This is a genomic window from Nocardia pseudovaccinii (assembly GCF_050942345.1).
In the GTDB taxonomy this organism is placed as follows: domain Bacteria; phylum Actinomycetota; class Actinomycetes; order Mycobacteriales; family Mycobacteriaceae; genus Nocardia; species Nocardia pseudovaccinii.
Genome location: NZ_CP192074.1, coordinates 9486145 through 9510231, shown reverse-complemented (window position 1 = coordinate 9510231; position 24087 = coordinate 9486145). Strand labels below are relative to the sequence as shown.

Genomic DNA, 24087 nt, shown 5'->3' with positions numbered 1-24087 from the left:
GGCCCAGAAACGGCGAAGCCGCACTCCGAACCAGGAGTGCGGCTTCGCCGTCGGGTCAGCGCAGGGTGGCCGTCAGATGCGGATACCCCTTCTTCGGGTTCAGCATCGCCAGGTCCCAACCGCCGTCGACCTGATCGGCGTACACATTCACCGTGGACGGCAGCAGGATCGGCTTGCCGAATTTGACCGCGTAGCCAGCCTTTTCGGGAATCCGCCCCTCCACATTCGAGAGGATGTTCGCGGCCGACCACATGCCGTGCGCGATCGCCTTCGGGAAGCCGAATGCCTTGGCGCCCAATGCCGAAGTGTGGATCGGGTTGTGGTCACCGGAGGCGGCCGCGTAGCGGGTGATCGTCTTCTGATCCACCCGAACGGTGCGCATCGGCGGCGGCGGAACCTCTTCCGGCTTCGGCTCACCCTTCGGTTCGCCCGAGAGCGAGGTGCGCTGCTGGTGCAGGAAGGTGGTGACCTGACGCCACACCAGTTCCCGGCCGACATTCACCTCGGTGATCGCATCCACCAGCAGCCCCTTCGGGTGCTCGCGCAGATTCTCGATGTGCGTGGTGAAGTCGAGCGGTTCGCTCACCGAGATCTCGCGACCGCGCTCGATCAGATTCTGCGCGTGCACCGCACCCACCGCGACGAACGGAAAGTCCCGTGCCACAACCAGTTGCATCGCCAGCGGGAAGCTGAGGATGAACGGGTAGGTCAGCGGCAGCGAGTCGCCGAACCGCAGTCCGGTCGCCCGGCAGTACGCGGCCAGGTGATCCGGATCCACGCGCAGGCCCTCCAGACGGACGACGCGGTCGGGCAGTGTCGCTTTGCGCCCCGAGACCAGCGGCACCGGCACCGCACCGAGCGCGGCCTTGACGAAAAGGCCGCTGTTCTTGGGAGGTTCGGTGAGCGTGATCGTCTCGGTCATCATGCTCCGATCAGGCTCTGACCGCAGACCCGAACCACATTGCCGCTCACCGCGTTCGACGCCGGGCTGGCGAAGTAGGCGATGGTCTCGGCGACGTCGATGGTCTGTCCGCCCTGCAGCAGCGAGCTCATCAGCCGACCGGCCTCACGGGTGGCCAGCGGAATGGCCGCGGTCATGGCGGTTTCGATGAAACCGGGCGCGACGGCGTTGATGGTGATGCCCTTCTCGGCCAGCTTGGACGCCTCGGCGTTGACCATGCCGATGACACCGGCCTTCGACGCGCCGTAGTTGGTCTGGCCGCGGTTACCGGCGATGCCCGCGATGGAGGACACGTCGATCACCCGACCGCCCTCCTTCAGTGCGCCACGCGCCACCAGGCCCTCGGTAATGCGGTGCGGCGCGGCGAGATTCACGTTGATGACCGACTTCCAGCGGCCCTCGTCCATATTGGCGAGCAGCTTGTCGCGGGTGATACCGGCGTTGTGCACGACGATATCGATGCCGCCGAAGCGTTCGGTGGCGAATTCGGCCAGCTTTTCGGCGGCATCGGGTGCGGTGACATCGAGTGCGAGCGCGGTGCCGCCGACTTTGTTGGCGGTGGCCGAGAGGGCCTCACCGGCGGCCGGGATATCGGCGACGATCACGGTCGCGCCGTCACGGGCGAAAACCTCGGCGATGGTCGCGCCGATGCCGCGCGCGGCGCCGGTGACCACGGCGACCTTGCCGTCGAGCGGCTTGTCCCAGGCGGCCGGGGCCACCGAATCGGCCGAGCCGACCCGGATGACCTGACCGTCGACGAAGGCCGACTTGGCCGAAAGCAGGAAGCGCAGCGTGGATTCCAGGCCGGACGCGGTGGCGGATGCCTCCGGGTGCAGGTAGACCAGCTGGGCGGTGGCGCCGCGCAGCAGCTCCTTGGCGACGCTGCGGGTGAAGCCCTCCAGCGCGCGCTGGGCGATCTGCTCGTCCACGCCCGCGGTCAGCTCGGGGGTGGTGCCGATGACGACGATGCGCCCGGACGCCGCGACGCTGCGCATGGCGGGCTGGAAGAATTCGAACAGCTGCGAGAGATCCTCCACCGTGCCGATGCCGGTCGCGTCGAAGACCAGCGCGCCGTACTTCTGACCCGAGGCGGGCGCGTCGGCGAACGTGTAGTCCGAGAGCAGCGTGCGCACCGGTTCGGCGACGCGGCCCTTGCCGCCGAGCAGCACCGGACCGGGCAGCGGCGGCTCACCGGCCTGGTAGCGGCGCAGGTTCTGCGGCTGTGGCAGGCCCAACTTGCTCGCCAGGAATTGGCCGGGAGCGGAGTGTACGAACGATCCGTAGAGGTTGGGAGCACCCTTGCTCTTGCTGGCTGCCACTGTTTCTCCCTTTTCTCGTGTGTCGTGGTTTCGGCGCGCCGGTGGCTGCGTTGCCGAATGGTCTGCATGCCCCGGCGCGAATTTACGCAGACTTGCGGGGTACGGTGTCGACAACAAACTTACTCCAGAGTAAGTTTAAAGTAAACCAACCGCGACGGGGCGCCGATCTGCGCGGACACGTCCGTGTCGAACGGCCCACCGGGCACCCGACGAGACCTTGGAGACTCGAGTGACAACCAAAGCCCGTTCAGCGAAGAGCACGGCAAAGAAGGGCCCACGCCCGGTTGCGATCGTGGGCGGCAACCGGATTCCGTTCGCCCGCTCCGATAAGGCCTACGCCCACGCCTCCAACCAGGACATGTTCACCGCCGCGCTGGACGGTCTGGTGAGCCGGTTCGGCCTGCAGGGCGAACGCCTCGGCATGGTCGTCGGCGGCGCGGTGCTCAAGCGGGTCGGCGAGCACGGCATGGTCCGCGAGAGCGTGCTCGGCAGCAAGCTCAGCCCCTACACCCCGGCTCATGACCTCCAATTGGCCTGCGGCACCGGCCTGCAGGCGATCGTCACCGTCGGTGACGCGATCGCCGCCGGTCGCATCGACGCCGGTGTCGGCGGTGGCACCGACACCACCTCCGATGCCCCGATCGGGGTCAGCGAGTCCATGCGCGAGTGGATGCTCGACGCCAACCGCGCCAAGAGCAATAAGGACCGCCTCAAGCTGGTCGGGCAGCTGCGTCCCGCCATGCTCGGCATCGAGATCCCGCGCAATGCCGAACCGCGCACCGGTCTGTCCATGGGTGAGCATGCCGCCATCACCGCCAAGGAATTCGGTATCGCGCGCGAGGCCCAGGACGAACTGGCCTACCTGTCGCACAAGAATATGGCCGCCGCCTACGACCGCGGCTTCTTCGACGACCTGATCACCCCGTTCCTCGGCCTGACCCGCGACGACAATCTGCGTCCGGGTTCGACCGTCGAGAAGTTGGCCACCCTGAAGCCGGTGTTCGGCAACAAACTGGGCGATGCCACCATGACCGCCGGTAACTCCACCCCGCTCACCGACGGCGCCTCCGCGGTGCTGCTGTCCAGCGACGAATGGGCCACCGAGCGCAACCTGCCGGTGCTGGCGCATCTGGTCGACTCCGAGGTCGCCGCGGTCGATTACATCCACGGCCCCGACGGCCTGCTGATGGCGCCGACCTACGCGGTGCCGCGCCTGCTGGCCCGAAATGGCCTGACCCTGCAGGACTTCGACTACTACGAGATCCACGAGGCCTTCGCCTCGGTGGTGCTGGCCACGCTGCAGGCGTGGGAGTCGGATCAGTACTGCAAGGAGCGCCTCGGCCTGGACGGCGCGCTCGGTTCGATCGATCGCAGCAAGCTCAACGTCAACGGTTCCTCGCTCGCCGCGGGTCACCCATTCGCGGCGACCGGCGGGCGGATCGTCGCCTCCACCGCGAAGATGCTGGCGGAGAAGGGATCCGGCCGCGCGCTGATCTCCATCTGCGCCGCGGGCGGACAGGGCGTCGTCGCGATCCTGGAGCGCTGACCAGTCGACAGGAGGCGGCATCGGCCCAGCCGATGCCGCCTCTCGTCTGTCGCCGCACTTGCGAGTTCTATTCGACACCAACGGATTTCATGGCGATTCTCGCGAACTCCCGTATCCGCAAGTCTGACCGGGTAGGTTCCGTTCGGAACCTTTGTCCGAGACCGCTACCGGGTACAGGAGCGATGGATGCCGACCGCGAGGACCCTGGCCGAAGCGCAGACCTACCTGAGCCTGCTCGCCGCGGCCGATGGGGATGCGAGCCCGCCGCAGACTTCGCTGACCGAAGGTGAGCACGCGTGGACGGTGCACTCGATGCTCGGTGACGTCGAGGTGCCCTACGACTCCGAGGCGGCGTGCCGCAACCTCGGAGTGTGGTTCGGTCTCGGCGTCTCCCCGCTGGTCGACGCCGGGCAGTGGATCATGATCGCGGGCACCTACGCCCGCCGTGCGCTCGACGCGGATCTGACCTACCAGGGCAGACCCGGACAGGACCGCAATACCGTCGAACTGAACTGGCAGTTCGCCGCCGAGGCGCTCGGCGAGGCGATCAAATTCCTGCCCGAGGGTGCCGACCGTCTCCCGGCCGCGGCATTCTGGTCCGAACTGGGCGAACAGCTCCGGCGCGACCAGCCCGAGCAGATCACGCGTGCCAAGCTCGCCGACGATCTGGAGTACTACACGGGCACACTCGAGGACTTCCGCGCGCTCTACGGCGAGTCCCCCTGAGGACTCATTCGCGGGCCAGTGCGGCGCGATCCTCGACTAGTCCGTGAGTGATCTCGGCGAGCCGTTGCGCCGGAACCTCCACGGCGCCTTCGGCATTGATGACGACCACGGTCGGATAGATGCCACGGGTGAGATCCGGACCGCCGGTGGCGGTGTCGTCCTCGGCGGCATCGAAGAGCGATTCGACGGTGATCCGCAGCGCCCGATCCTCATCGATGCCGCGGCTGTAGGTCTTCTTCAGCGAGGACTTCGCGAACAGCGAACCGGAACCGACCGCGGTATAGCCGAAGCGCTCCTCACTGCGACCGCCGACGACATCGTAGGAAAAGATCCGCCCGACCTTCTCCGGGTCGGTGGCGCTCAGGTCGTAGCCGATCAATACCGGGACCACCGCCATATCCTGTAGTGCGGCAGGCAAATTGTCGCGCACCATCTTCGACAGCTTGTTCGCCTTGCCCTCGAAGGTCAGCCCGACACCCTCGATCTTCTCGTAGTGTTCGAGCTCGACCGCGAACAATCGGATCATCTCGATGGCCATGCCGACGGTGCCCGCGAAACCCGCCGCCGAGTAGGTGTCGGTGATGTACACCTTCTCCATATCCCGGCTGGCCAGCAGATTGCCCATGGTGCCGCGCCGGTCGCCGGCGAGCAGCACGCCGCCGCGGTAGGCGACGGCCACGATCGTGGTGCCGTGCGGCGCGATGTCCTGTCCGCGCACCGTGGCATTGCCGAAATCGCTGCCGGGCAGTAGTTCCGGGGCGTATCGGCGCAGGTTCTCGGAGAAGGAAGACGTCGCGAACTCCATAACTCCACCGTAACGACTTCCCGCCCGCCGCGTCAGCGCACCGAACTTCCGTGGGCGGAAAGTCCGGTGCGCCACAGCCATTCGCTCATACCGATCTTGATCGCGGCCTTGGGCAGTACCGGCCGCGCGAGAAATTCGAGCAGGCGAACGACTCGGCGTCAGTGCAATATTGCGTGGCATCGGCCGTGGACAACCTTGTCCGACAATTTCTGTCTGAGACGATGGGTTCGGATAGTCCTACTCCGGGGGCAGCTCGATGTGACCGCCGAAGGCCTTGCGCATGGCCGAGAGCATCTTGTCCGCGTATAGTGCCTCGCCACGCGAGGAGAATCGCGCGAACAGCGCCGCCGCGAGCACCGGTGCGGGGACGCCGGTATCGATCGCGGCGTCGAGGGTCCAGCGGCCCTCGCCGGAGTCCGATACCCGGCCATCGAAGGATTCCAGGGTCGGATCGGCATAGAGCTCGCTCGCGGTGAGGTCCAGCAACCACGAGGCGACCACCGAACCGCGCCGCCACACCTCGGTCACCTCGGGCACGTCGATGTCGTATCGGTACCACTCGGGATGTTCGAGCGGGGTCTCCTCGGCGGAGGGCACGGCATCGTGGGTCGCGCCGATATTTGCCTTGTGCAGGATGTTCAGGCCCTCGGCGTAGGCGGCCATGGCGCCGTATTCGATGCCGTTGTGCACCATCTTCACGAAATGTCCTGCTCCGGCCGGTCCGCAGTGCAGATAGCCCTGTTCGGCGGGTGACGGCTCACCCGTGCGGCCCGGCGTCCGTTCGGCCGCCTCGATCCCAGGAGCGATGGACTTCAGCAGCGGATCCAAATGCGCCACCGGCTGGGCCTCGCCGCCGATCATCAGACAGAAGCCCCGGTCCAGTCCGAAGACGCCGCCCGAGGTGCCGATGTCCACATAGTGGATGCCCTTGGGCTTCAGCGCCGCGGCGCGTGCGATGTCGTCGTGGTATCGGCTGTTGCCGCCGTCGATGATGATGTCGCCGGGCTCGAGCAGCTCGGCGACCTGGTCGATCACCTGACCGGTCACCGCAGCCGGAATCATCACCCAGACCACCCGCGGGGTCTCCAGCCGGGATACGAAGTCCTTCAGATCGGTGGAGCCCTGGAAACCGTCGCTGCCCAGCTCCGCGACGAGCGTGTCGATCATCTTGGGTCTGCGTTCGTAGCCGACGGCGGTATGCCCGTTCTTGACGATCCGGCGCACGATATTGCCGCCCATCCGGCCCAGGCCGATCATTCCCAGCTGCATTCCAGCCATCTCCCTCGTCGCATGTGGGCCCTGGTGGTAGGGAAGTTCAGCTCGATTGTCCCGCGGATGTGTAACGCAGGGTGCGGCGGACCAGATAAACGGATTGGCTCCGCGTAGTTGCCAGACCCCCGACCCGGCAACTACGCGGGGCCCTTCCATGTGTGGCGTGGTCCGTTGCACGGGGTTTGCTGATGGACCGCGCTGTGCTGACGATGTCGGTGCAGACCACTATCGTTGGCGGGGCTCGCACCGTGCGAGTTCCTAACAATCGAGCGGGAGGACGGTTCGTGACGAGCGAATCGAGTACCGGGCGGCACGGTCCACACGAAGGCGGCCAGGTCGGACTACGACAGCTCCTCGACTCGGCTCGATCCTCGACACCGCAGCAGCCACCACCGCCGCGCACGGTTTCGCAGCAGGCTCCGGGCGCGGATCCGACGCCGCAGCCGCCCCGGCTTCGATCGGCGCAGCAGCAACCGAGGTCGTCCGAGACGGCGGCTCAGCAGCCGACGCCGTCGGGACATCAGTCATCGGAGTGGGCTGGAGATTCCATGCCGACCGCGCCGCTGCGGGCGACTCGGCGACCCAAAGCAACCGCGCCCACCGGCGGGCAGCGGGGTCGCGCACCCGAACAGCCGTCCAGACCGAGCGGGCTGAGATCGCCCATCGCGAAACGCATCGGCATCGGCGTCGGCGCACTGATAGCGGTCTGCGGTCTGGCTTACGTTGCGGACCTTGTACTTTCGTCCGGTCACGTACCGCGCGGCGTCGTCGTGGCCGGTATCGATATCGGCGGCGAGGATACCGCGGCCGCGCAGGCTCGGTTGCGCACCGCGGTGGATCCGCGCGTCGACCAGGAACTGCCGTTGCAAATCGGTGACGTGCAGACCAGGCTCACCCCCAAAACCGCTGGCCTGGCGGTGGATTGGGATGCCACCCTGGCCCGAGTCGGCGGCCAGCCGCTCAATCCGATCACCAGACTGACGTCGCTGTTCGTCACGCACACGGTGCCGGTCGCGAGCACCGTCGACGACAACGCACTCGATGCCCAGCTCACCGCCCTGCGCGTGCACGACCGCGCGACGGTCGAGGGCACCATCGCCTTCGACGGCGCGCGTCCGGTCGCCGTGCCGCCGGTACCCGGCCGCATCCTCGATGTTCCGGCCGCGCGCGCCGCGCTCATCGAAAACTGGTATCTCGGTGCGCTGCTGGATCTTCCGGAGACGGCCGCGCCGATCGCCGTGCGCGCGGAAGCGGTCGAACAGGCTTTGCACACCATTGCCGAACCGGCGGTGAGTGCGCCGATTGTGTTCGCGGGCAAGAACAATGCGGCGGGCAAGCTGGAGCCGGAGCAGATCGCATCCATACTGTCCTTCGCCCCCGATGGGCAAGGCGGTCTCGCCGCGTCCTTCAAACAGGATGTCGCACTCGGGGTGCTGGGTCCGCAACTCGCACCATCCGAGGTCGAGGCCAAGGATGCGACCTTCGCGGTGACCGGGTCGGCCGCGACGGTGGTTCCGGCCGTGGTGGGCGACAAGATCAATTGGGCGAAGACGTTCGAGCAGTTGCCGAATCTCGTCGTCGCCCCGCAGGAGCGCACCGCGCAGGCCGTCTACGAGAAGGTGGATCCCAAACTCACCACCGAGGCCGCCAACGCACTAGGCGTCACCGAGGTGATGGGCCAATTCACTACGAGCGGCTTCAGTGGGCCGTCCGGTGTGAATATCCGGGTGGTCGCCAAGAAGGTGAACGGCGCCATCGTCAAGCCGGGAGAAACCTTCTCGCTCAACGACTTCACCGGTCCCCGCGGGACCGCTGAGGGGTACGTCGAATCCGGCATCATCGATCACGGTCGCCCGAGCACCGCCGTCGGCGGTGGCATCAGCCAATTCGCGACCACGCTTTACAACGCCGCGTATTTCGCGGGCATGGAAGATGCCGGTCACACCGAGCACAGCTACTACATTTCCCGCTATCCGGCGGCCCGCGAGGCCACCGTCTTCGACGGCGCCATCGACCTCAAATTCCGCAACAACAGCCAATCCGGTGTCTACATCGAAACATCGACCACCGACTCCGAGGTCACGGTCCGCCTCTGGGGCACCAAGACCGTCAATGTCGAATCCACCACCGGTGAGAAGACCAAGCCCACCGAGCCCACCGAGATCAAACTTCCCAAGGGCAAGGACTGCATCGCGACCGAAGGTGCACCGGGCTTCACCATCTCCGATACGCGAGTCATCACCGACCGCAAAACCGGTCGCGAAATCTCGCGCAGCACGCGGACGGTGAAGTACGACCCGGTACCTGTCGTGAAATGCGAGTAGTCGACTCCTACAGCGGGGTTCGCATCAGCAGCACGTTGTACTGGTTCCACACCGACAGCAAGAAGTACAGGTCACTGCCGGTCTGATACGGGAAGATCATCGGCGCGTAGGCGCTCGGCAGCGCGGGGCCGTCGACGAGCACCTCCGGCTCGCTCCACGGTCCCTCCGGCGCCGATGCGGTGCGCAACACCACCGCATTCCGGGAGTCCGTGGTGAGCATGATGAATTTGCCGAGATGCTCGTTCCACATGACCGACAGTTCGCTGACATCCCCGACGATCGGTGTGGCGTCCTTGGCCTCGGGCTTCCACTCCTTGCCGTCCCAGTACTCGTAGCGATCGAGATCAGCGATATCGGATTCCATTGCCCGCGAGATGAATCCGGGATTCAGCCGACCCGCCGGGGTGCCGTAGCGGTAGATGTAACCGCCGTCCTTCAGGAAGGCGTTCTGCTGAAAGTTCTGATGGCCGTCCACATTCGCGCGCCGGGTCGTGGTCAGTGGGGTCCAGGTCTGTCCGCCGTCACCAGAGGCGGCGAGAGTGGAGAAGTTGGTCGACCACTTGCCGTGCTCACCCCATTCGCGCACCGACATCAGGCTCATGTACTGCACACCGCCGACCGAAATGCCCGCTGTCGGAATGAGACTGATCTCGATGCCCGGAATCTTCGGGCTCGGCAGCGGATTGGTCACGGCGCCGTCGAAGGAAATCCCCTGCGACGGATCCTTGGTCGAGCTGTGGAAAAGTACCTGGCTGCTCCAGGCGAAGACGCTGCCTACGAGCAGGTTCGGGAAGCCGAGGCCCGCGCTGTCACCGAAGGCGGTGATCATCCGGCCGTTGCCGTCGTCCCACATGACGCCGAGGTCGGTGCCGAGCACATTGACGTGCTGGGTGCGATTGGGGCTGTCCATACCGGTCATCTGGAAGACCGCCTGGGTCGGTCCAGGTAAGCGTGGCAGGCCGCGTGGCTGTCCGTTGATGCCAGGAATGGGGTTGATGCCGGGAATGGGAAGCAGGAAGTTCGAATCGGCGGCGGCCGGTCCGGCCAGCGCGACCGATATTGCGGCGGCGAATACACCGGCTCTGCTGAGTGCGGACAGCGATCGGTTCATCCGGACGATCCCTTCTTGCGCGCGTCTGCCCGGTCATTGTGCCCCGATTCGTGACCTATGTCCGGTCCCTGCGCGCTGGAGGCCGACATGTGATCATCGCTACACTGAAGATCACCAGGAGACGGGGGTTCCGGCAGGGGCTGGCCTGTCACCGCTGCTTAATGGTCGCTCGAAATGGCAAAGCTGTTCGGTACATCCAGCAGGATTTCGTGAACGCTAGGCGGTGGCTCCATGGGTGACAGTCGCGCGATACTTCGCAGTTGGTGGCGCGATCCGGCGCACTATCGCTGGTTCGTGCGGACACTCGAATCTCATTCCGGGCTGCGCCTGATCAAGGCGATCATCGGCGCGGGCGGTGCGATCATGCTCGTGATCAACATCCTGATCTGGATGTCGCCCGCCGGTCCGAGCGGCACGGTGCACCGCACTATCTTCGCGGCGGCCGGTGTTACGGCAGTGGTGTGGACGGTTCGCTGGTGGCTGTTCCCGTGGCCCCGCGCCATCACCTCACTGGCGTTGTTGACCTGGGCGGATATCGCGATCACGGCATCGTGCCTGGTGGACAGAGATCGGGTGTACGGCGCATTGAGCGCGATGCTGCTCGTGGTCACCGGCGCCTACATCACGTTCTTCCACAGTCCGAAGGCGCTCGCCGCGCACGCCGGATGGTCGCTGCTCACGGTGGGGGCGCTGGCCGTATTGCTGGTGACCGATGCGCAAAGCAATGATCTCGCGCTGGCCGGTGCGATGGTCCTGATCATGGTCGCGGCCATCGTCGTGGTGCTGCCCGCCTTGCAGTTCTGCTATTGGGTACTGCGCATCGATGTGCTCTCCGATCCGCTGACCACGCTGCTGAATCGCCGCGGACTCGACTATTACGTGCACCGTTCGCGATACCAGCGCCAACTGTGCGTGATCACGCTCGACCTCGACCACTTCAAGGCGGTCAACGACACCTTCGGCCACACCATCGGTGACGAGGTGCTGGTCTCGACGGCCGCGCGGTTGCGCGCCGCGGCCGATCCCGATGCCGTGGTCGCCCGCACCGGCGGGGAGGAGTTCGCGGTGGTCGATCAGTTGGATCGTGCGGCCGCGCTGAGTCTGGGCGAACGATTGCGCCTGGCCGTGGCGGAGACGCCCGGCATATCCGTCACCGTCACGGCCAGTGTCGGTGTCGCGGTGTGCGACGGCGGCACGGACGCGGGACGGCCGCGATGGCTGCTGCGGTGTGCCGACAACGCGATGTATCAGGCGAAACGGCTGGGCGGCAATGCCGTTGTGCTGGCGGAAGATCCGGAGCAACCGGCGATCGAACTCGCCGAGCCCGCCCGAGAGATGGTGCACCGCATCAAATAACAACAGCGGCCCCGGAGACTCCGGGGCCGCTGTGTGCGAAATCTATTGGATCAGAACGCCGCTTCGTCCAGCTCCATGATGTCGTTGTCGAGGTTCGACAGGATGGCGCGGGTCGCGGTCAGCTCCGGCAGCACATTGCGCGCGAAGAACTGCGCGACGCCGACCTTGCCCTGGTAGAACGCCTCATCGGCGCCGGTCGCGCCATTGTCGAGCGCCTTGATGGCGATGTCGGCCTGACGCAGCAGCTGCCAGCCGATGAGCAGGTCACCGACCGAGAGCAGGAAGCGCACCGAACCCAGACCGACCTTGTACAGCTCGCTCGGCTGCTCCTGGGCGCCCATCAGGTGCCCGGTCAGGGTGGCGGCCATGGCCTGCACATCCTCGAGCGCGGTGGCGAGCAGCTTGCGCTCGGCCTTCAGCCGGCCGTTGCCCGCCTCGGACTCGATGAACTTCTGCACCTGGCCGGCCACGTGGGCCAGCGCGACGCCCCGGTCACGGGCGATCTTGCGGAAGAAGAAGTCCTGCGCCTGGATGGCGGTGGTGCCCTCGTAGAGCGAGTCGATCTTCGCGTCGCGGATGTACTGCTCGATCGGGTAGTCCTGCAGGAAGCCGGAGCCACCGAAGGTCTGCAGCGATTCGGTCAGGTACTGGTAGGCCCGCTCGGAACCGACACCCTTGACGATCGGCAGCAGCAGATCGTTGACGCGGAAGGCCACATCCTTATCGGCGCCGGAGACCAGCTCGGCGATATCCGCATCCTGGTGCGCGGCGGTGTAGAGGTAGATGGCGCGCAGACCCTCGGCGTAGGCCTTCTGCAGGGCCAGGCTGCGGCGCACGTCCGGGTGGTGGGTGATGGTGACGCGCGGGGCGGCCTTGTCGGTCATCTGGGTCAGGTCCGCACCCTGGACACGCTGCTTGGCGTAGTCCAGTGCGTTCAGGTAACCGGTCGACAGGGTCGCGATGGCCTTGGTGCCGACCATCATGCGTGCGTTCTCGATGACGTCGAACATCTGCGCGATGCCGTTGTGCACCTCGCCGACCAGCCAGCCCTTTGCGGGCACGCCGTGGCCGCCGAAGGTGACCTCACAGGTGGCCGAGACCTTGATGCCCATCTTGTGCTCGACATTGGTGACGAAAACACCGTTGCGGTCGCCCATGGTCTGGGTGTCGAAGTCGAAGTGCCACTTCGGCACGTAGAACAGCGACAGGCCCTTGGTGCCCGGACCAGCGCCCTCGGGGCGGGCCAGCACCAGGTGCATGATGTTCTCGAACAGGTCGTCGGAGTCACCCGAGGTGATGAAGCGCTTGACGCCCTCGATGTGCCAGGAGCCGTCCTCCTGCTTGATCGCCTTGGTGCGGCCGGCGCCGACATCCGAACCGGCATCCGGCTCGGTCAGCACCATGGTGGCGCCCCAGTTGCGATCGGCGATGATCTGCGCCCACTTCTTCTGCTCATCGGTGCCGTTGTTGTAGAACACCTGCGCGAAACCCGCACCGGCGGCGTACATCTGAGCTGGCGGGTTGGCGCCGAGGATCATTTCGCCGAGCGCCCAGGAGACGGCGCTCGGAGCGCCGAGGCCACCCAGCTCCTCGCGGACGGCGACCTTGGCCCAGCCGGCGTCTTCCAGCGCGCGGTAGGACTTCTTGAACGATTCGGGGAGAGTGACCGTGTGAGTCTCGGGATCGAAGGTCGGCGGGTTGCGGTCACCGTCGACGAACGAATCGGCCAGCGGACCCTCGGCCAGGCGACGCACCTCGTTGAGCATCTCCTTGACGGTCTCGGCGTCGAGGTCGCCGTAGGCGTCGCTGTCGAGGATGGCGCCGAGGCCGAGTACCTCGAAGAGGTTGAACTCCAGGTCGCGGACGTTGCTCTTGTAGTGGCCCATGTCTGTTACTCACTCTCCGTTGAGTTGGTGCGGTCGGTTGGTTGCCGTTCCCGCCCGTTGTCCGTCCACCGGGTAGCCGTGCCGGTTTCTCCGCATGCTACTCGCGGGTAACTTATGTCCCATATTACCGGTCGGTAATGGGGTCGCAAAGACCCGAGCGGGCAATGTGACGCGGAAAACACTCGAAGGCGTTGCCGTTTGTCTACGGCTCGCGTAGTAGACGTTCGAGCCGGGTTTGCCGGTGCATTACCCTGCGGCCGACGCGCTGCGGGTGGCTGGGCGTCTTCGGATAGCTGGGGACTACCTTGGAAATGTGCGAATCGAGACGAGCGCCGGGCCCGCGGAGATCGAGCTCGACAAGCCGCGCAAGGCGGCGTTCCTACTGCTGCTCACGCACGGATCCGGCGGCGGTGTCGACGCGAAAGACCTGCTCGCCGTGCGCGACCGCGCCTACGAGCTGGGCGGCGCGGTGGCGCGAGTGGTGCAGCCGTACCGGGTCGCGGGACGACGCGCCCCCGGTTCCGCGGTGAAGCAGGACGAGGCGTGGCTCGAGATCGTGACCGACCTGCGCAAGCGAGTGAAGAAGGTCCCGCTGATCCAAGGTGGGCGCAGCAATGGGGCCAGGGTGGCCTGCCGCACCGCCATCGCCGCCGACGCGCGCGGCGTGCTCGCGCTGTCCTTCCCGCTGCATCCGCCGGGTAAGCCGGAGAAGTCGCGTCGCGAGGAACTGCTGGCTCCGGGCGATATCGAAGTCGTCGTGATCAACGGCGCAAACGACCCATTCGGCATCCCCGACCCCGCCGATGCCGCCGAGGTGCGCGTAATCCCTGGTCAGCCGCATTCGTTCCGGTCAGGATTCGACATCATTGCCGATACGGTCGCGCCCTGGTTGCGGCGCTGGTCGCAGTAGCGCAGGTCTCGGCGGGGCGGCCGCGTGTGTGCGGCCCCGGGTGCGATGGGTCGCTGACTGCTCGCGTGCCGGTGCTGGAGACCTCGGATCCCGCGCGCCCGCATTTGGCGCGCTGCGCACGAAATATTCGGCCGAGCTATGTGTGGGGCGCCGAAAGCATTGCCGATACGGTCGCGCCCTGGTTGCGGCGCTGGTCGCAGTAGCGCACGGTCTGGGCGGCGGTCGCGTGTGAGCGGCCGGGTGCGACGAGTCGCTGACTGCTCGCGTGCGGGTGCTGGACACCTCGGATCCCGCGCGCCCGCATTTGGCGCGCTGCGCACGAAATATTCGGCCGAGCCATGTGTGGGGCGCCGAACCATGAGTGGCGCGCCGAAACGTGTGAAGCGTAGAGCCGTGTGTGGCGCGTGGAGACGTGTGAAGCGCAGAGTCGTGTGTGGCGCGCCGAAACGTGTGAAGCGCAGAGACGTGCGAAGCGCAGACACGTGTGTGGCGCGCCGAAACGTGCGTGGCGCGTACAGATGTGCGCGGCGCGCAGGGACGTGGGCGGCGCAGGCGCCAGGTTCGGCTAACTAAGCGATGCGGGTTCGACGGCGGGTGGGTCTGCCGGGGGTTTGGTGGCGATGACCAGGGCGTCGATGGCGTCGCGTTCCTCGGTGGGGCGGTAGACGCGGTCGGCGAGGCGGACTCGGATGCGTTCGGGGTCGGTGCCGAGGTCGGCGATGATGTCGTCGGGGGTGAACAGGACCGAGGGGTCCTGCGGGCCGCCGAAGCCGTCGGTGAGATTGGTGGTGTCGTGACCGATGATCAGCAGCGTGCCCTCGGGGGCGAGTAGATCGGCGAGTCGGCGGACCAGCGGGCGGCGGTGTTCGGCGGGCAAGTGCAGGAAGACCATCAGTACGAGTTCGTACGGGCCGGTGATGCCCGCGGCATCCAGATCGGTGACATCGGCGCATTGCCAACTGATGCGGTTGCGGACCGAGCGGGACAGTCGGGTCGCGATGGTTCGGCCCTTGTCGACGCCCACTTGCGAATAGTCGACGGCGTGCACCTGCCAGCCGTGCGTGGCCAACCACAGCGCGTTGCGCCCTTCGCCGCAGGCAAGATCGAGGGCACGCGGCAGGCCGGGCGGATCGCCGTCGGGAGTGTCCGGCACCAGCGGTGCGATCCGCTCCAGCCCGTAGACATGCTCCACCACAGTGCTGTTCGGCGGTGCGCCCCAAACCAGTTCACTCTGCGCATACCGCGTGTCCCAATCGGCCGCGTCCATATGCGCGAGTGTATTTGCCCCGCGCACCGCGCGACCGCCGCCTACCTCGCGACCGCTGGGTACTTCGCGACTGCTGGGTACTTCGCGACGGCTGTGCCCTTCGCGCCCCGCTGGGCACCCCGCGATGGCTGTGCAGACCGCGATGGCTGTGCAGACCGCGATGGCGGTGTGCCCCGCGATGGCTATTCACCCAGCGATGGCTATGCAGACCGCGGTGCCGGGTACTCCACGATGGCAATGCACCCCAGGGCGGCTGTGCAGACTGCGCCCGCTGTGTGTCTCGCGATGGCGGTGTGCCCGCGACGGTCGTGCTTCGCGCCCGCTGTACATCCCCGCGCTAGCTGCGCAGCGCGGGATGTCTGTGACTCCGCGATGGCAATGCACCCAGGGCGGCTGTGCACCTCGCGCCCGCTGTGCACCTCGCGCCCGCTGTGTGCTTCGCGATGGTGGTGTGCTTCGCGACGGCCGTTCCCTTCGCGCCCCGCTGGGCACCCCGCGATGGCTATTCACCCAGCGATGGCTATGCAGACCGCGGTGCCGGGTACTCCACGATGGCAATGCACCCCAGGGCGGCTGTGCAGACCGCGCCCGCTGTGTGCCTCGCGCCCGCTGTGTGCCTCGCGATGGCTGTGTGCTCCGCGATGGCTGTGTGCCCACGACGGTCGTGCTTCGCGCCCGCTGTACATCCGCGCGCCAGCTACGCAGCGCGGGATGTCTGTGACTCCGCGATGGCTATGCACCCAGCGATGGCTGTGCAGACCGGGATGCCGGGTACTCCGCGATAGCAATGAACCCAGGGCGGCTGTGCAGCCGCGCCCGCTGTGCAGCCGCGCCCGCTGTGCAGCCGCGCCCGCTGTGCAGCCGCGCCCGCTGTGCAGCCGCGCCCGCTGTGTGCCTCGCGACGGCGGTGTGCCTCGCGACGGCCGTGCCCTTCGCGCCCGCTGGGCACCCCACGATGGCTGCACTGCGGGACCTCTGTGCTTCGCGCGACCGCCGTGCGCCGCGCGATCGCCGCGCACCCGCGACGATCGCGAATCCCGTCTGTGCGCCCGGGGCATCGCGGCCCGAGCTCTAAGCCTCGATCCGTGGACGTAATCAGTGGTGGGCCGTCCCCGGAATAGGGAAAGTGCCTTCCGAGCTGCGATGATTGGTGTTCTCACGCATCAATCGTTGCAAGATCGGAAAGACACTTTCAGTGCGATTGTTTCACACGTTCGCCGAGGGCTCGGCAGTGTTCGATGACGACAATCTCGTCTCGGTGGCTGGGCTGGTCCCGGTGATGACGTTGGCCGAGCAAACGGGCCTGACCAGCATGTTGGCTGACAAGGTCGCCATAGCTTCGCCGCGGATCACTTCCGGGTCGGCCAACCCGGCCCCGAAACTGGCCACGCTGATCGCCGGGATGTGCGCGGGTGCGGACAGTATCGATGACATCGACCTGCTGCGCAGCGGCGGGATGGGGCACCTGTTCGGTGGTGTGTATGCGCCCTCGACGGTGGGAACTCTGTTGCGCGAGTTCAGCTTTGGTCATGCCAAGCAGTTGGAGTCGGTGATGCGCGAGCACCTGTCCGCGCTGGCCGCCCGTACCGATCTGCTGCCCGGCGCGCAGACACGGTGTTTCGTCGATATCGATTCGCTGCTGCGCCCGGTCTATGGCAAGCAGAAGCAGGGCGCGTCCTACGGGCATGCGAAGATCGCCGGGAAACAGGTTCTCCGCAAAGGGCTTTCACCCCTGGCGGCCACGCTCAGCACCGACCTCGCGGCACCGGTTGTTGCCGGGATGCGGTTACGCGCCGGGAAAACCGGCTCCGGCAAAGGAGCTGGGTCGATGGTCACAGAAGCGATCGGCGTCGCCCGCGCCGCCGGGGCCACCGGCACCATCGTGGTGCGCGGGGATTCGGCCTATGGCAACCGCAGGGTCGTGCGCGCAGCGCTGCGGGCTGGGGCACTGTTCTCGCTGGTGCTGACCAAGAACGCGGCCGTGAAGAAAGCGATCGCCTCGATTCCCGATGACGCGTGGACCCCGGTGCGCTATCCCGGTGCGGTCCGCGACCCCGACACAGGCGAGTGGATCTCCGACGCCGAGGTCGCCGAAACCTCCTACACCGCTTTTGCTTCCACCAAGGACCGCGTCACCGCCCGGCTGATCGTGCGGCGGGTGAAAGACGCCCGCTACCCCGACGCGCTGTTCCCTGTGTGGCGTCACCACCCCTTCCTGACCAACTCGCAAGAGCCGGTTGCCGATGCCGACATCACCCACCGCAAACACGCCGTCATCGAGACCGTTTTCGCCGACCTCATCGACGGTCCCCTGGCCCATATGCCGTCCGGGAAATTCGGTGCCAACTCCGCCTGGGTGATCTGCGCTGGGATCGCCCATAACCTGCTGCGCGCTGCCGGAACCCTCGCCGGCGGCAACCACCGCCGCGCCCGCGCAGCTACCTTGCGCCGCAAAATCGTCAACATCCCCGCCCGACTGGCCCGCCCGCAACGTCGGCCGATTCTGCATCTGCCCACCCACTGGCCCTGGGTCGAGCCATGGCTCATGTTGTGGCACAACACGATCGGCTACACACCGCCACAACCCGTCACTACCTGACCACCCGGCCAGAACCGGCCCGAACCGAGATCCACGTGGAAATGCTGGGCAGACCAGCGGCTACCTCATACCCGAAACCCGCTGGTCTGCGCGCCTCCGGCGCGCAGACCAGCCCGAAACCCGAGTCCATGGATCGAGGCTAAGAAGTCTCTTGGGGCAACCAGTGCACGGGGGAGGTCTCGCGGATGTGGACGAGCACGTCGAAAGCATCCAGGAGAGATCGGACGCTCGTGTGGGCGGTGGCATCCTTGACGGGATCGTAGATACCGCTGATCGTGCGCAGCTTCGCCGGTCCGTGCAGCCACTGCTGCACCGATTGTGGTGCGTCGCTGTGCAAGTCGACGTAGAAGGCGGGCACAGCTACCTCACCCAGCGCCGCATCGACCAGGTCCGACCGCGGTTCCGGCGCCACCGCCATGCCGAGATCCCCGTGGTGGAAGCCGATGGCGACCGAGATATACCGCGCACCGAAATGTTCGCGCAAATAGCTACCGGTACCACGGAATTCGGCGGTCTCCGCCGGACCGTCGCCGAGGGTAAGGGCTGCGGTGTGGGCGATGCCGTCCCAATACGCGATCTTCGCGCCGGTATCGCGCTGCCATTCGATTACTCGGTCTGCGGCGGGGCGCTCGTCGCGCGCGAAACCGCCCTGCCCGGCAACGCTCTTCTCGTGGAATTCGACTATGAGCCGCAGATGCGCCTGTGCATTTTCGAATTCTGTTGTTACCGGAAGGTTTTCGACCAATGCCAAGGCATCACGTGCGTCGTCGATGAACGGGCGGCCGGGGTGAACTCCCTGATGGCGCTGCACATGTTCATCTACTTGGTGCGCGGTGCGGATCGGAGCGAGGTGGGATTCTATGGCGGCCAATCGATCCGGTGCCTGTTGGCGGACATAATCCAGCACCACGTCGTAATCCGACGGTTCGGCACGCGGCGGTTCGACTCCGAAAATCCGCACCGGATCGTTCGGGTGCTCCTTATTGAATTCGCGAATCCACACCAGTGCCGCCGCCATTTCGCCGGTACGGGTCGGCCGCCATGCACCCGCGAGCACCGATTCGGGATCACCCGCGCCGTTCCGTACATAGGCATCGAGCCGCTCACCGGAACGTGCACTGTCCTGCACGGCGAGCGCGCGGAAACCGTATTCCTCGACGAGCACCCGGAATACCCGCTCCCGCAGTCCGAAGGTCTGTCGAGAGAACCGGGTCGACTCACCGAGCCCGACCACGGTCGCAGATCCCAGCCGCTCGGTTAATGTCGCGATATCCGATCCCACGCTATTCGAATGCGTATCGAAAATCGGCCGCGCATGCGAACGCAGCCATTCACGCAAATCCGAAGTGCCGGTCACTGATTCACTGGATGTGAGGGTGGTACCCATGGTCTCTCCCGAAGCTCGACTACTCGACGCGACCCAGCTTCATACCTGAAGTGCCATTGAGGTCAAGTCGGCACACGAGCAACGGCACACGGCCACGGCCATGTGCCGTTGCGGAGGGGCTAGAGGGTGGTGTGCATCAGTAAGACGTTGTACTGACTGTGAACCGTGGTGACGAAGTACAAGTCGCGTCCGGTTTGGTAGGGGAAGATCGACGGAGCGTATGCGGACGGCAGTTCGCGGGTGTCGATCAGCACCTCGGGATCGCTCCACGGACCCGCGGGCGAGGCGGCCCGCCGCATGACCACCGAGTTGAACGGATCGGTAGTGAGTGAGATGAACTGGCCGAGGTACTCGTTGTACATCACCGACATCTCGCCGACGCCCCACATGATCGGCGCCGCGGCATCGACATCGCCCTTCTTGCTCCAGTGCTCGCCGTCCCAGTACTCGTACTCGCCCAGATTCTTGATATCGCCTTCGCGGACCCGCCCGACATACGCCGCCCGGTTGCGCCCGGACTGGGTGCCGTACTCGTAGACGTACCCGCCGTTCTTGACGAACGCGTTCATCTGGAAGTTGGCGTTACCGCCCTCATTCGGGCGTCTGGTCTCGGGTAGTTCGGCCCAGGTCTCACCGTTATCGCCGGATACGGCGAGTCCGGAGAAATTCGTGGTCCACCGGCCGATATCGTCCCAGGTCTGCACCGACATCAGGCTCATGTACTGAACGCCGCCGACCGAAATGCCCGCGGTGGGGATCCGGCTGATCTCGATGAATGGAATCTTCGGGCTCGGAATCAGATCGCGCGCCTGGCCGAAGATATCGCGCACGACGCTGTCGAAGTAGATGCCATTGGACGGATCGTGGGTGTGGCTGCGCACCAGAATATTGCTGCGCCACGCCCAGGTGCTGCCCGCGAGCAGATTCGGCAGGCCGAGTCCGGCGGTATCGCCGAATGCGGTCAGCATCTCGCCGTCGCCGTTGTCCCACATGATGCCCAGATCCGTGCCGAGCACGTTATAGGCCTGGGTGTTATTCGGGCTGGCCATGCCGGTCACCTGGAATATCGCCCTGCTTCGGCCGACCAGATTGGGGAGTCCACTGGTGCCGTTCAGCACCGGGATCGGATTGATCGCATTGGGGTTTGCCGACGCTGGGGTAGTCGCAACGAGGAGCAAGGCCGAAGCTCCTGCCAGTGCCGAGAGCAAGGCGGACGCGGTCTTGTTCAAGTCTCAAGGCCCTCCGGTTCTGGCCGAAGTGGCACGATACGCACGCCCCCCACCTCGTGTGTCGTGTCACATTCGGCTGGCTGGCAAATCGTTCAAGATGCTAACAGCGAAACCGGGGAAATTGGTGGCTTGCGTGATTCGTCTGGACAGTTGTAAGCGCGGTGCTACCTGAATTGTGATCAGCGACGACGAGAAATGGCCTGCCGCAGGATCAATGGCAGCTGGGTGGCTCGCTCGACGGCGAAGGTGCGGCGAGTCGAGGCGTGCCAGGAGCGATCGAATAGTTGTTTTGCCCCTGCGACGGCGTGCGGGGAGCGGATGGCGATTCGATCGGCGAGCTTTTCCGCCGCCGCGACCGGGTCCGCGGTCACCTCGGTGACCAGGCCGATCCGCTCGGCGTACGCGGCGTCCACGATATCGGCGGTCATGGTCAGCAGCAGTGCCTTGTCGACACCGATCAGCCGGGACAGCGTCGCCGCGCCGGTCATATCCGGGACCAGACCGTACTTGGCCTCCATCACCGAGAATTCCGCGTCGGCGCTGGCGAAGCGGACGTCGGCGGCCAGCGCGATCTGCAACCCACCGCCGTAGCAGTGGCCGTGTACCGCGGCGATCACCGGCACCGAGAGCCGACGCCAGGCCCAGCAGGCTTCCTGGAAGGTATTGGTGCCGCGCCAGGGCAGCGGGATGAAGCCGCGGACGACGGCCAGTGGATCGCGGCTCGTTCCCGCGATATCGAGGCCACTGCTGAAACTCGGACCGTTGCCGGACAGGATGACCGCGCGGACTTCCTTGTGGTCTGCGACGGTATGCGCGGTCGTGACGAGATCGCGCAGCATCTCGATGGTCAGGCCATTGTGCTTATCCGGCCGGTCCAGCGTGACGTAGGCGCGGTCGTCGACGAACCGCAGCGCGATATTCGAGGCCATTCCCGAATCTTACCCGTGAGTCAGTTAGCGGGCCATTGCTTGCTGCATGCGCGTTTGTTCTAATCGAACGCAAGTTACCGTCAACATTGACGGTAAAGAGTGGAGGAACCATGCTGCCACCCGGAATGGACCCGCGCACGCCGGTACTCGTCGGCGTCGGGCAGGTCGTGCACCGCAACGGCGAGCCCGGCCTGCCCGGACCGGTCGAACTCGCCGCCGAATCGCTGCGCCGTGCGGGCGCGGACAGCGGCGCCGGGGATCGGCTATTGCGCTCGGCCGATCTGATCGCGGCCGCGGCCCCGGTCAGCAGGCCTTATCCGGATCTCGGTGCGTTGGTCGCGGTGGAACTCGGCGCCGCACCGAAGCGCACGCTGCAATCCGTGCGATTCGGCGGTGACGCGCCACAGCGCCTGGTCGATACCGTCGCGCAGGCCATCGCAGACGGACGGTGCGAGGTCGCGCTGATCGCCGGGGCCGAATCGGTCGCATCCTGGAATGCGGCTACTCGTACCGGTGCCGCTCTCGACTGGCCCGAGCAGGGCGAGGAGGTTCGGCCGACCGAGCTGATCGGCACCGAACGCGGACCCAATACCGAGATGGAGACCGCGGCGGGACTGTGGGGTCCGATCTATTTCTATGCGCTGATGGAGACCGCGCTGCGCAGACGGCTCGGCCTGAGCGAGGCCGCGCAGCGCGAACGCATCGGGGCACTGTGGTCGCGGTTCTCGGCGGTGGCCGCCCGGAATCCGTATGCGTGGCAGCCCGCCGAGCAGTCGATCGAGGATCTGGTGACGCCGTCGCGCGCGAATCGCATGGTGTCGTCGCCGTATCCGAAATTGCTCGTCGCGAATCTGTCCGTGGATCAGGGCGCGGGGCTGATCCTGTGCAGTGCGGCGGCGGCCGATGCCGCGGGCGTGCCGAGGGACCGCTGGGTGTTTCCGCACGGTGGGGCCAGCGCCGCCGACGAGTGGTACGTCTGCGAACGTGCGGACATGTCGAGTTCACCGGCCATTGCCGCGGCCGGGCGGGCCGCATTGTCGGGTGCGGGTATCGGCATCGACGATGTCGCGCATATCGACCTTTACTCGTGCTTCCCGGTGGCGGTGCAGGTCGCGGCCGAGGCGCTGGGACTGCCGATCGACGATCCGGCGCGGCCGCTGTCGGTCACCGGCGGACTCACCTTCGCGGGCGGCCCCGGCAACAACTACGCGACCCATTCGATCGCGACGCTTGCCGGTCGGCTGCGCGATGATCCGTCGGCCTACGGCCTGGCGAGCGCACTCGGCTGGTACATCACCAAGCACGCCATCGGCGTCTACTCCGCTCGCCCGCCCGCGCGACTCTTCCGTGCCGACGAACCGGAAGTGCCTGTGGCACGGCGCGATACGGCGCTCGGCTATACCGGACCGGCCACCGTCGAGGCCTACACCGTCGCCTATCGCAAGGGCCCCGCGCCCGAACACGCCGACGAACCCGAGGCCGTGGTGATCTCCGCATTGACTCCGGCCGGTGCCCGCATACTGGTTCGGGCGTCCGATTCGGAAACCGTCGCGGCGTTCACCGACGGCGACCCGATCGGCGCGGAGGCCGATGTGATCGCCGCCGACAAGCTCACGTTGCTTACCGAGAGGACTGTCAAATGAATGCAGCGTCGCACAGCGACTCCACGAGGGGTGATGGCCGGGAGACGGGTGGGCCCGATTTGGTACTGGTCGAAAAGCGCGATGCGATAACGCTGTTGACCGTCAATCGTCCGGAGGCCCGCAATGCCATCAATTTGGCCACCGCACAGGCGATCGAGGCGGCGGTCGACGAATTCGAGGCCGACGATGCCGCGCGCGTGCTCGTGCTCACCGGTGCGGGCGGAACCTTCAGTGCCGGAATGGATCTCGTCGCGGCATCGAAGGGAGAGATGCCGATAACCCCCAAGCGCGGTCCGCTCGGCATCGCCGCGAAACCGCCTGCCAAGCCGATGATTTCGGCGGTCGAGGGTTTCGCGCTGGCCGGTGGGTTCGAACTCGCGCTCTCCGGTGATCTCATTGTCGCCGCGAACAATGCCCAGTTCGGTATTCCGGAGGTCAAGCGCGGTCTGGTCGCCGCGGGCGGCGGCGTACTGCGGCTGACCCAGCGGCTGCCGCGTCCCATGGCCGCGGAGCTGGCCCTCACCGGTGGCCGCATCGATGCCGAACGCCTCTACCAGCTCGGACTGGTCAACCGGCTCACCGAACCCGGTGCGGCACTCGACGGCGCTTTGGCCCTGGCGGCTGAAATCGTCGCGGCCGCACCGCTTTCGGTGGCGGCGAGTAAGCGGATCATCGACGAATCGCCGGATTGGACCGTCGCGGAGGGGTTCGCCAAGCAGGGCGAAATCGCGCTGCCCGCGCTGTTCTCCAAGGATGCCGCCGAGGGTGCGCTGGCCTTCGCGCAGAAGCGCGAACCCCAGTGGCAGGGACGCTGATC

At 66.3% G+C, this 24087-nt stretch carries 18 protein-coding genes; 8 read left to right on the top strand and 10 right to left on the bottom strand.

Annotated elements, in window-relative coordinates:
- Positions 1-55: 55 nt before the first annotated feature.
- Together ACQPZ2_RS42630 and ACQPZ2_RS42625 are read right to left on the bottom strand one after the other, a co-directional pair.
- Positions 56-922, bottom strand: coding sequence for a MaoC/PaaZ C-terminal domain-containing protein (locus ACQPZ2_RS42630; protein WP_084509518.1), 867 nt, complete (start codon positions 920-922; stop codon positions 56-58).
- Complete coding sequence (locus ACQPZ2_RS42625; protein ID WP_433523498.1) at positions 922-2280, bottom strand: 3-oxoacyl-ACP reductase; 1359 nt, start codon at positions 2278-2280, stop codon at positions 922-924. Before ACQPZ2_RS42625 ends, ACQPZ2_RS42630 begins: the two co-directional genes overlap by 1 nt.
- A 229-nt stretch (positions 2281-2509) precedes the next feature.
- Here ACQPZ2_RS42625 and ACQPZ2_RS42620 point away from each other — a divergent pair, with 229 nt between their 5' ends.
- On the top strand, positions 2510-3826 hold the full coding sequence (locus ACQPZ2_RS42620; RefSeq protein ID WP_433523497.1) for an acetyl-CoA C-acetyltransferase: 1317 nt from the start codon (positions 2510-2512) through the stop codon (positions 3824-3826).
- Between the two features lie 186 nt (positions 3827-4012).
- Complete coding sequence (locus ACQPZ2_RS42615; RefSeq protein ID WP_433523496.1) at positions 4013-4552, top strand: hypothetical protein; 540 nt, start codon at positions 4013-4015, stop codon at positions 4550-4552.
- A gap of 4 nt (positions 4553-4556) precedes the next feature.
- On the opposite strand, the gene prcB is transcribed toward ACQPZ2_RS42615, so the two are convergent.
- Entirely contained in the window at positions 4557-5357 is an 801-nt protein-coding gene (gene prcB / locus ACQPZ2_RS42610) for a proteasome subunit beta (RefSeq protein WP_433523495.1), read from the bottom strand.
- Positions 5358-5594: 237 nt separating this feature from the next.
- Positions 5595-6626, bottom strand: coding sequence for a phosphogluconate dehydrogenase (NAD(+)-dependent, decarboxylating) (gnd, locus tag ACQPZ2_RS42605; protein WP_433523494.1), 1032 nt, complete (start codon positions 6624-6626; stop codon positions 5595-5597).
- A 551-nt stretch (positions 6627-7177) separates the two neighbouring features.
- Here gnd and ACQPZ2_RS42600 point away from each other — a divergent pair.
- A complete protein-coding gene (locus ACQPZ2_RS42600) occupies positions 7178-8953 on the top strand; it encodes a VanW family protein (protein ID WP_433523493.1) in 1776 nt (591 codons plus the stop codon).
- A gap of 7 nt (positions 8954-8960) precedes the next feature.
- Here the strand turns inward: ACQPZ2_RS42600 and ACQPZ2_RS42595 are convergent, their stop codons facing one another.
- Positions 8961-10064, bottom strand: coding sequence for a DUF4185 domain-containing protein (locus ACQPZ2_RS42595; RefSeq protein WP_433523492.1), 1104 nt, complete (start codon positions 10062-10064; stop codon positions 8961-8963).
- A gap of 231 nt (positions 10065-10295) precedes the next feature.
- On the opposite strand from ACQPZ2_RS42595, the gene ACQPZ2_RS42590 reads away from it, so the two are divergent.
- Entirely contained in the window at positions 10296-11420 is a 1125-nt protein-coding gene (locus ACQPZ2_RS42590; RefSeq protein WP_433523491.1) for a diguanylate cyclase, read from the top strand.
- 50 nt (positions 11421-11470) lie between these two features.
- Here the strand turns inward: ACQPZ2_RS42590 and ACQPZ2_RS42585 are convergent, their stop codons facing one another.
- Complete coding sequence (locus ACQPZ2_RS42585) at positions 11471-13306, bottom strand: acyl-CoA dehydrogenase (protein ID WP_433523490.1); 1836 nt, start codon at positions 13304-13306, stop codon at positions 11471-11473.
- Between the two features lie 313 nt (positions 13307-13619).
- On the opposite strand from ACQPZ2_RS42585, the gene ACQPZ2_RS42580 reads away from it, so the two are divergent.
- Positions 13620-14216, top strand: a complete 597-nt coding sequence (locus tag ACQPZ2_RS42580) for an alpha/beta hydrolase family protein (RefSeq protein WP_433523489.1) — start codon at positions 13620-13622, stop codon at positions 14214-14216.
- Between the two features lie 565 nt (positions 14217-14781).
- Here the strand turns inward: ACQPZ2_RS42580 and ACQPZ2_RS42575 are convergent.
- Entirely contained in the window at positions 14782-15483 is a 702-nt protein-coding gene (locus ACQPZ2_RS42575; protein WP_433523488.1) for a class I SAM-dependent methyltransferase, read from the bottom strand.
- Positions 15484-16678: 1195 nt separating this feature from the next.
- On the opposite strand from ACQPZ2_RS42575, the gene ACQPZ2_RS42570 reads away from it, so the two are divergent.
- The gene (locus tag ACQPZ2_RS42570; protein WP_433522759.1) at positions 16679-18082 is read left to right on the top strand and encodes an IS1380 family transposase; all 1404 of its coding nucleotides are present in this window, start codon (positions 16679-16681) and stop codon (positions 18080-18082) included.
- A 139-nt stretch (positions 18083-18221) separates the two neighbouring features.
- Here ACQPZ2_RS42570 and ACQPZ2_RS42565 read toward each other — a convergent pair whose 3' ends face one another.
- The 3 genes from ACQPZ2_RS42565 to ACQPZ2_RS42555 form a co-directional block, all read right to left on the bottom strand.
- On the bottom strand, positions 18222-19469 hold the full coding sequence (locus ACQPZ2_RS42565) for an erythromycin esterase family protein (RefSeq protein WP_433523487.1): 1248 nt from the start codon (positions 19467-19469) through the stop codon (positions 18222-18224).
- 119 nt (positions 19470-19588) lie between these two features.
- Entirely contained in the window at positions 19589-20698 is a 1110-nt protein-coding gene (locus ACQPZ2_RS42560; RefSeq protein WP_433523486.1) for a DUF4185 domain-containing protein, read from the bottom strand.
- 179 nt (positions 20699-20877) lie between these two features.
- A complete protein-coding gene (locus tag ACQPZ2_RS42555; RefSeq protein ID WP_433523485.1) occupies positions 20878-21627 on the bottom strand; it encodes a crotonase/enoyl-CoA hydratase family protein in 750 nt (249 codons plus the stop codon).
- Positions 21628-21737: 110 nt separating this feature from the next.
- On the opposite strand from ACQPZ2_RS42555, the gene ACQPZ2_RS42550 reads away from it, so the two are divergent.
- Together ACQPZ2_RS42550 and ACQPZ2_RS42545 are read left to right on the top strand one after the other, a co-directional pair.
- Complete coding sequence (locus ACQPZ2_RS42550) at positions 21738-23270, top strand: acetyl-CoA acetyltransferase (RefSeq protein ID WP_433523484.1); 1533 nt, start codon at positions 21738-21740, stop codon at positions 23268-23270.
- The gene (locus ACQPZ2_RS42545; RefSeq protein WP_433523483.1) at positions 23267-24085 is read left to right on the top strand and encodes a crotonase/enoyl-CoA hydratase family protein; all 819 of its coding nucleotides are present in this window, start codon (positions 23267-23269) and stop codon (positions 24083-24085) included. The genes ACQPZ2_RS42550 and ACQPZ2_RS42545 overlap by 4 nt, the downstream gene beginning before the upstream one ends.
- Positions 24086-24087 lie beyond the last annotated feature (2 nt).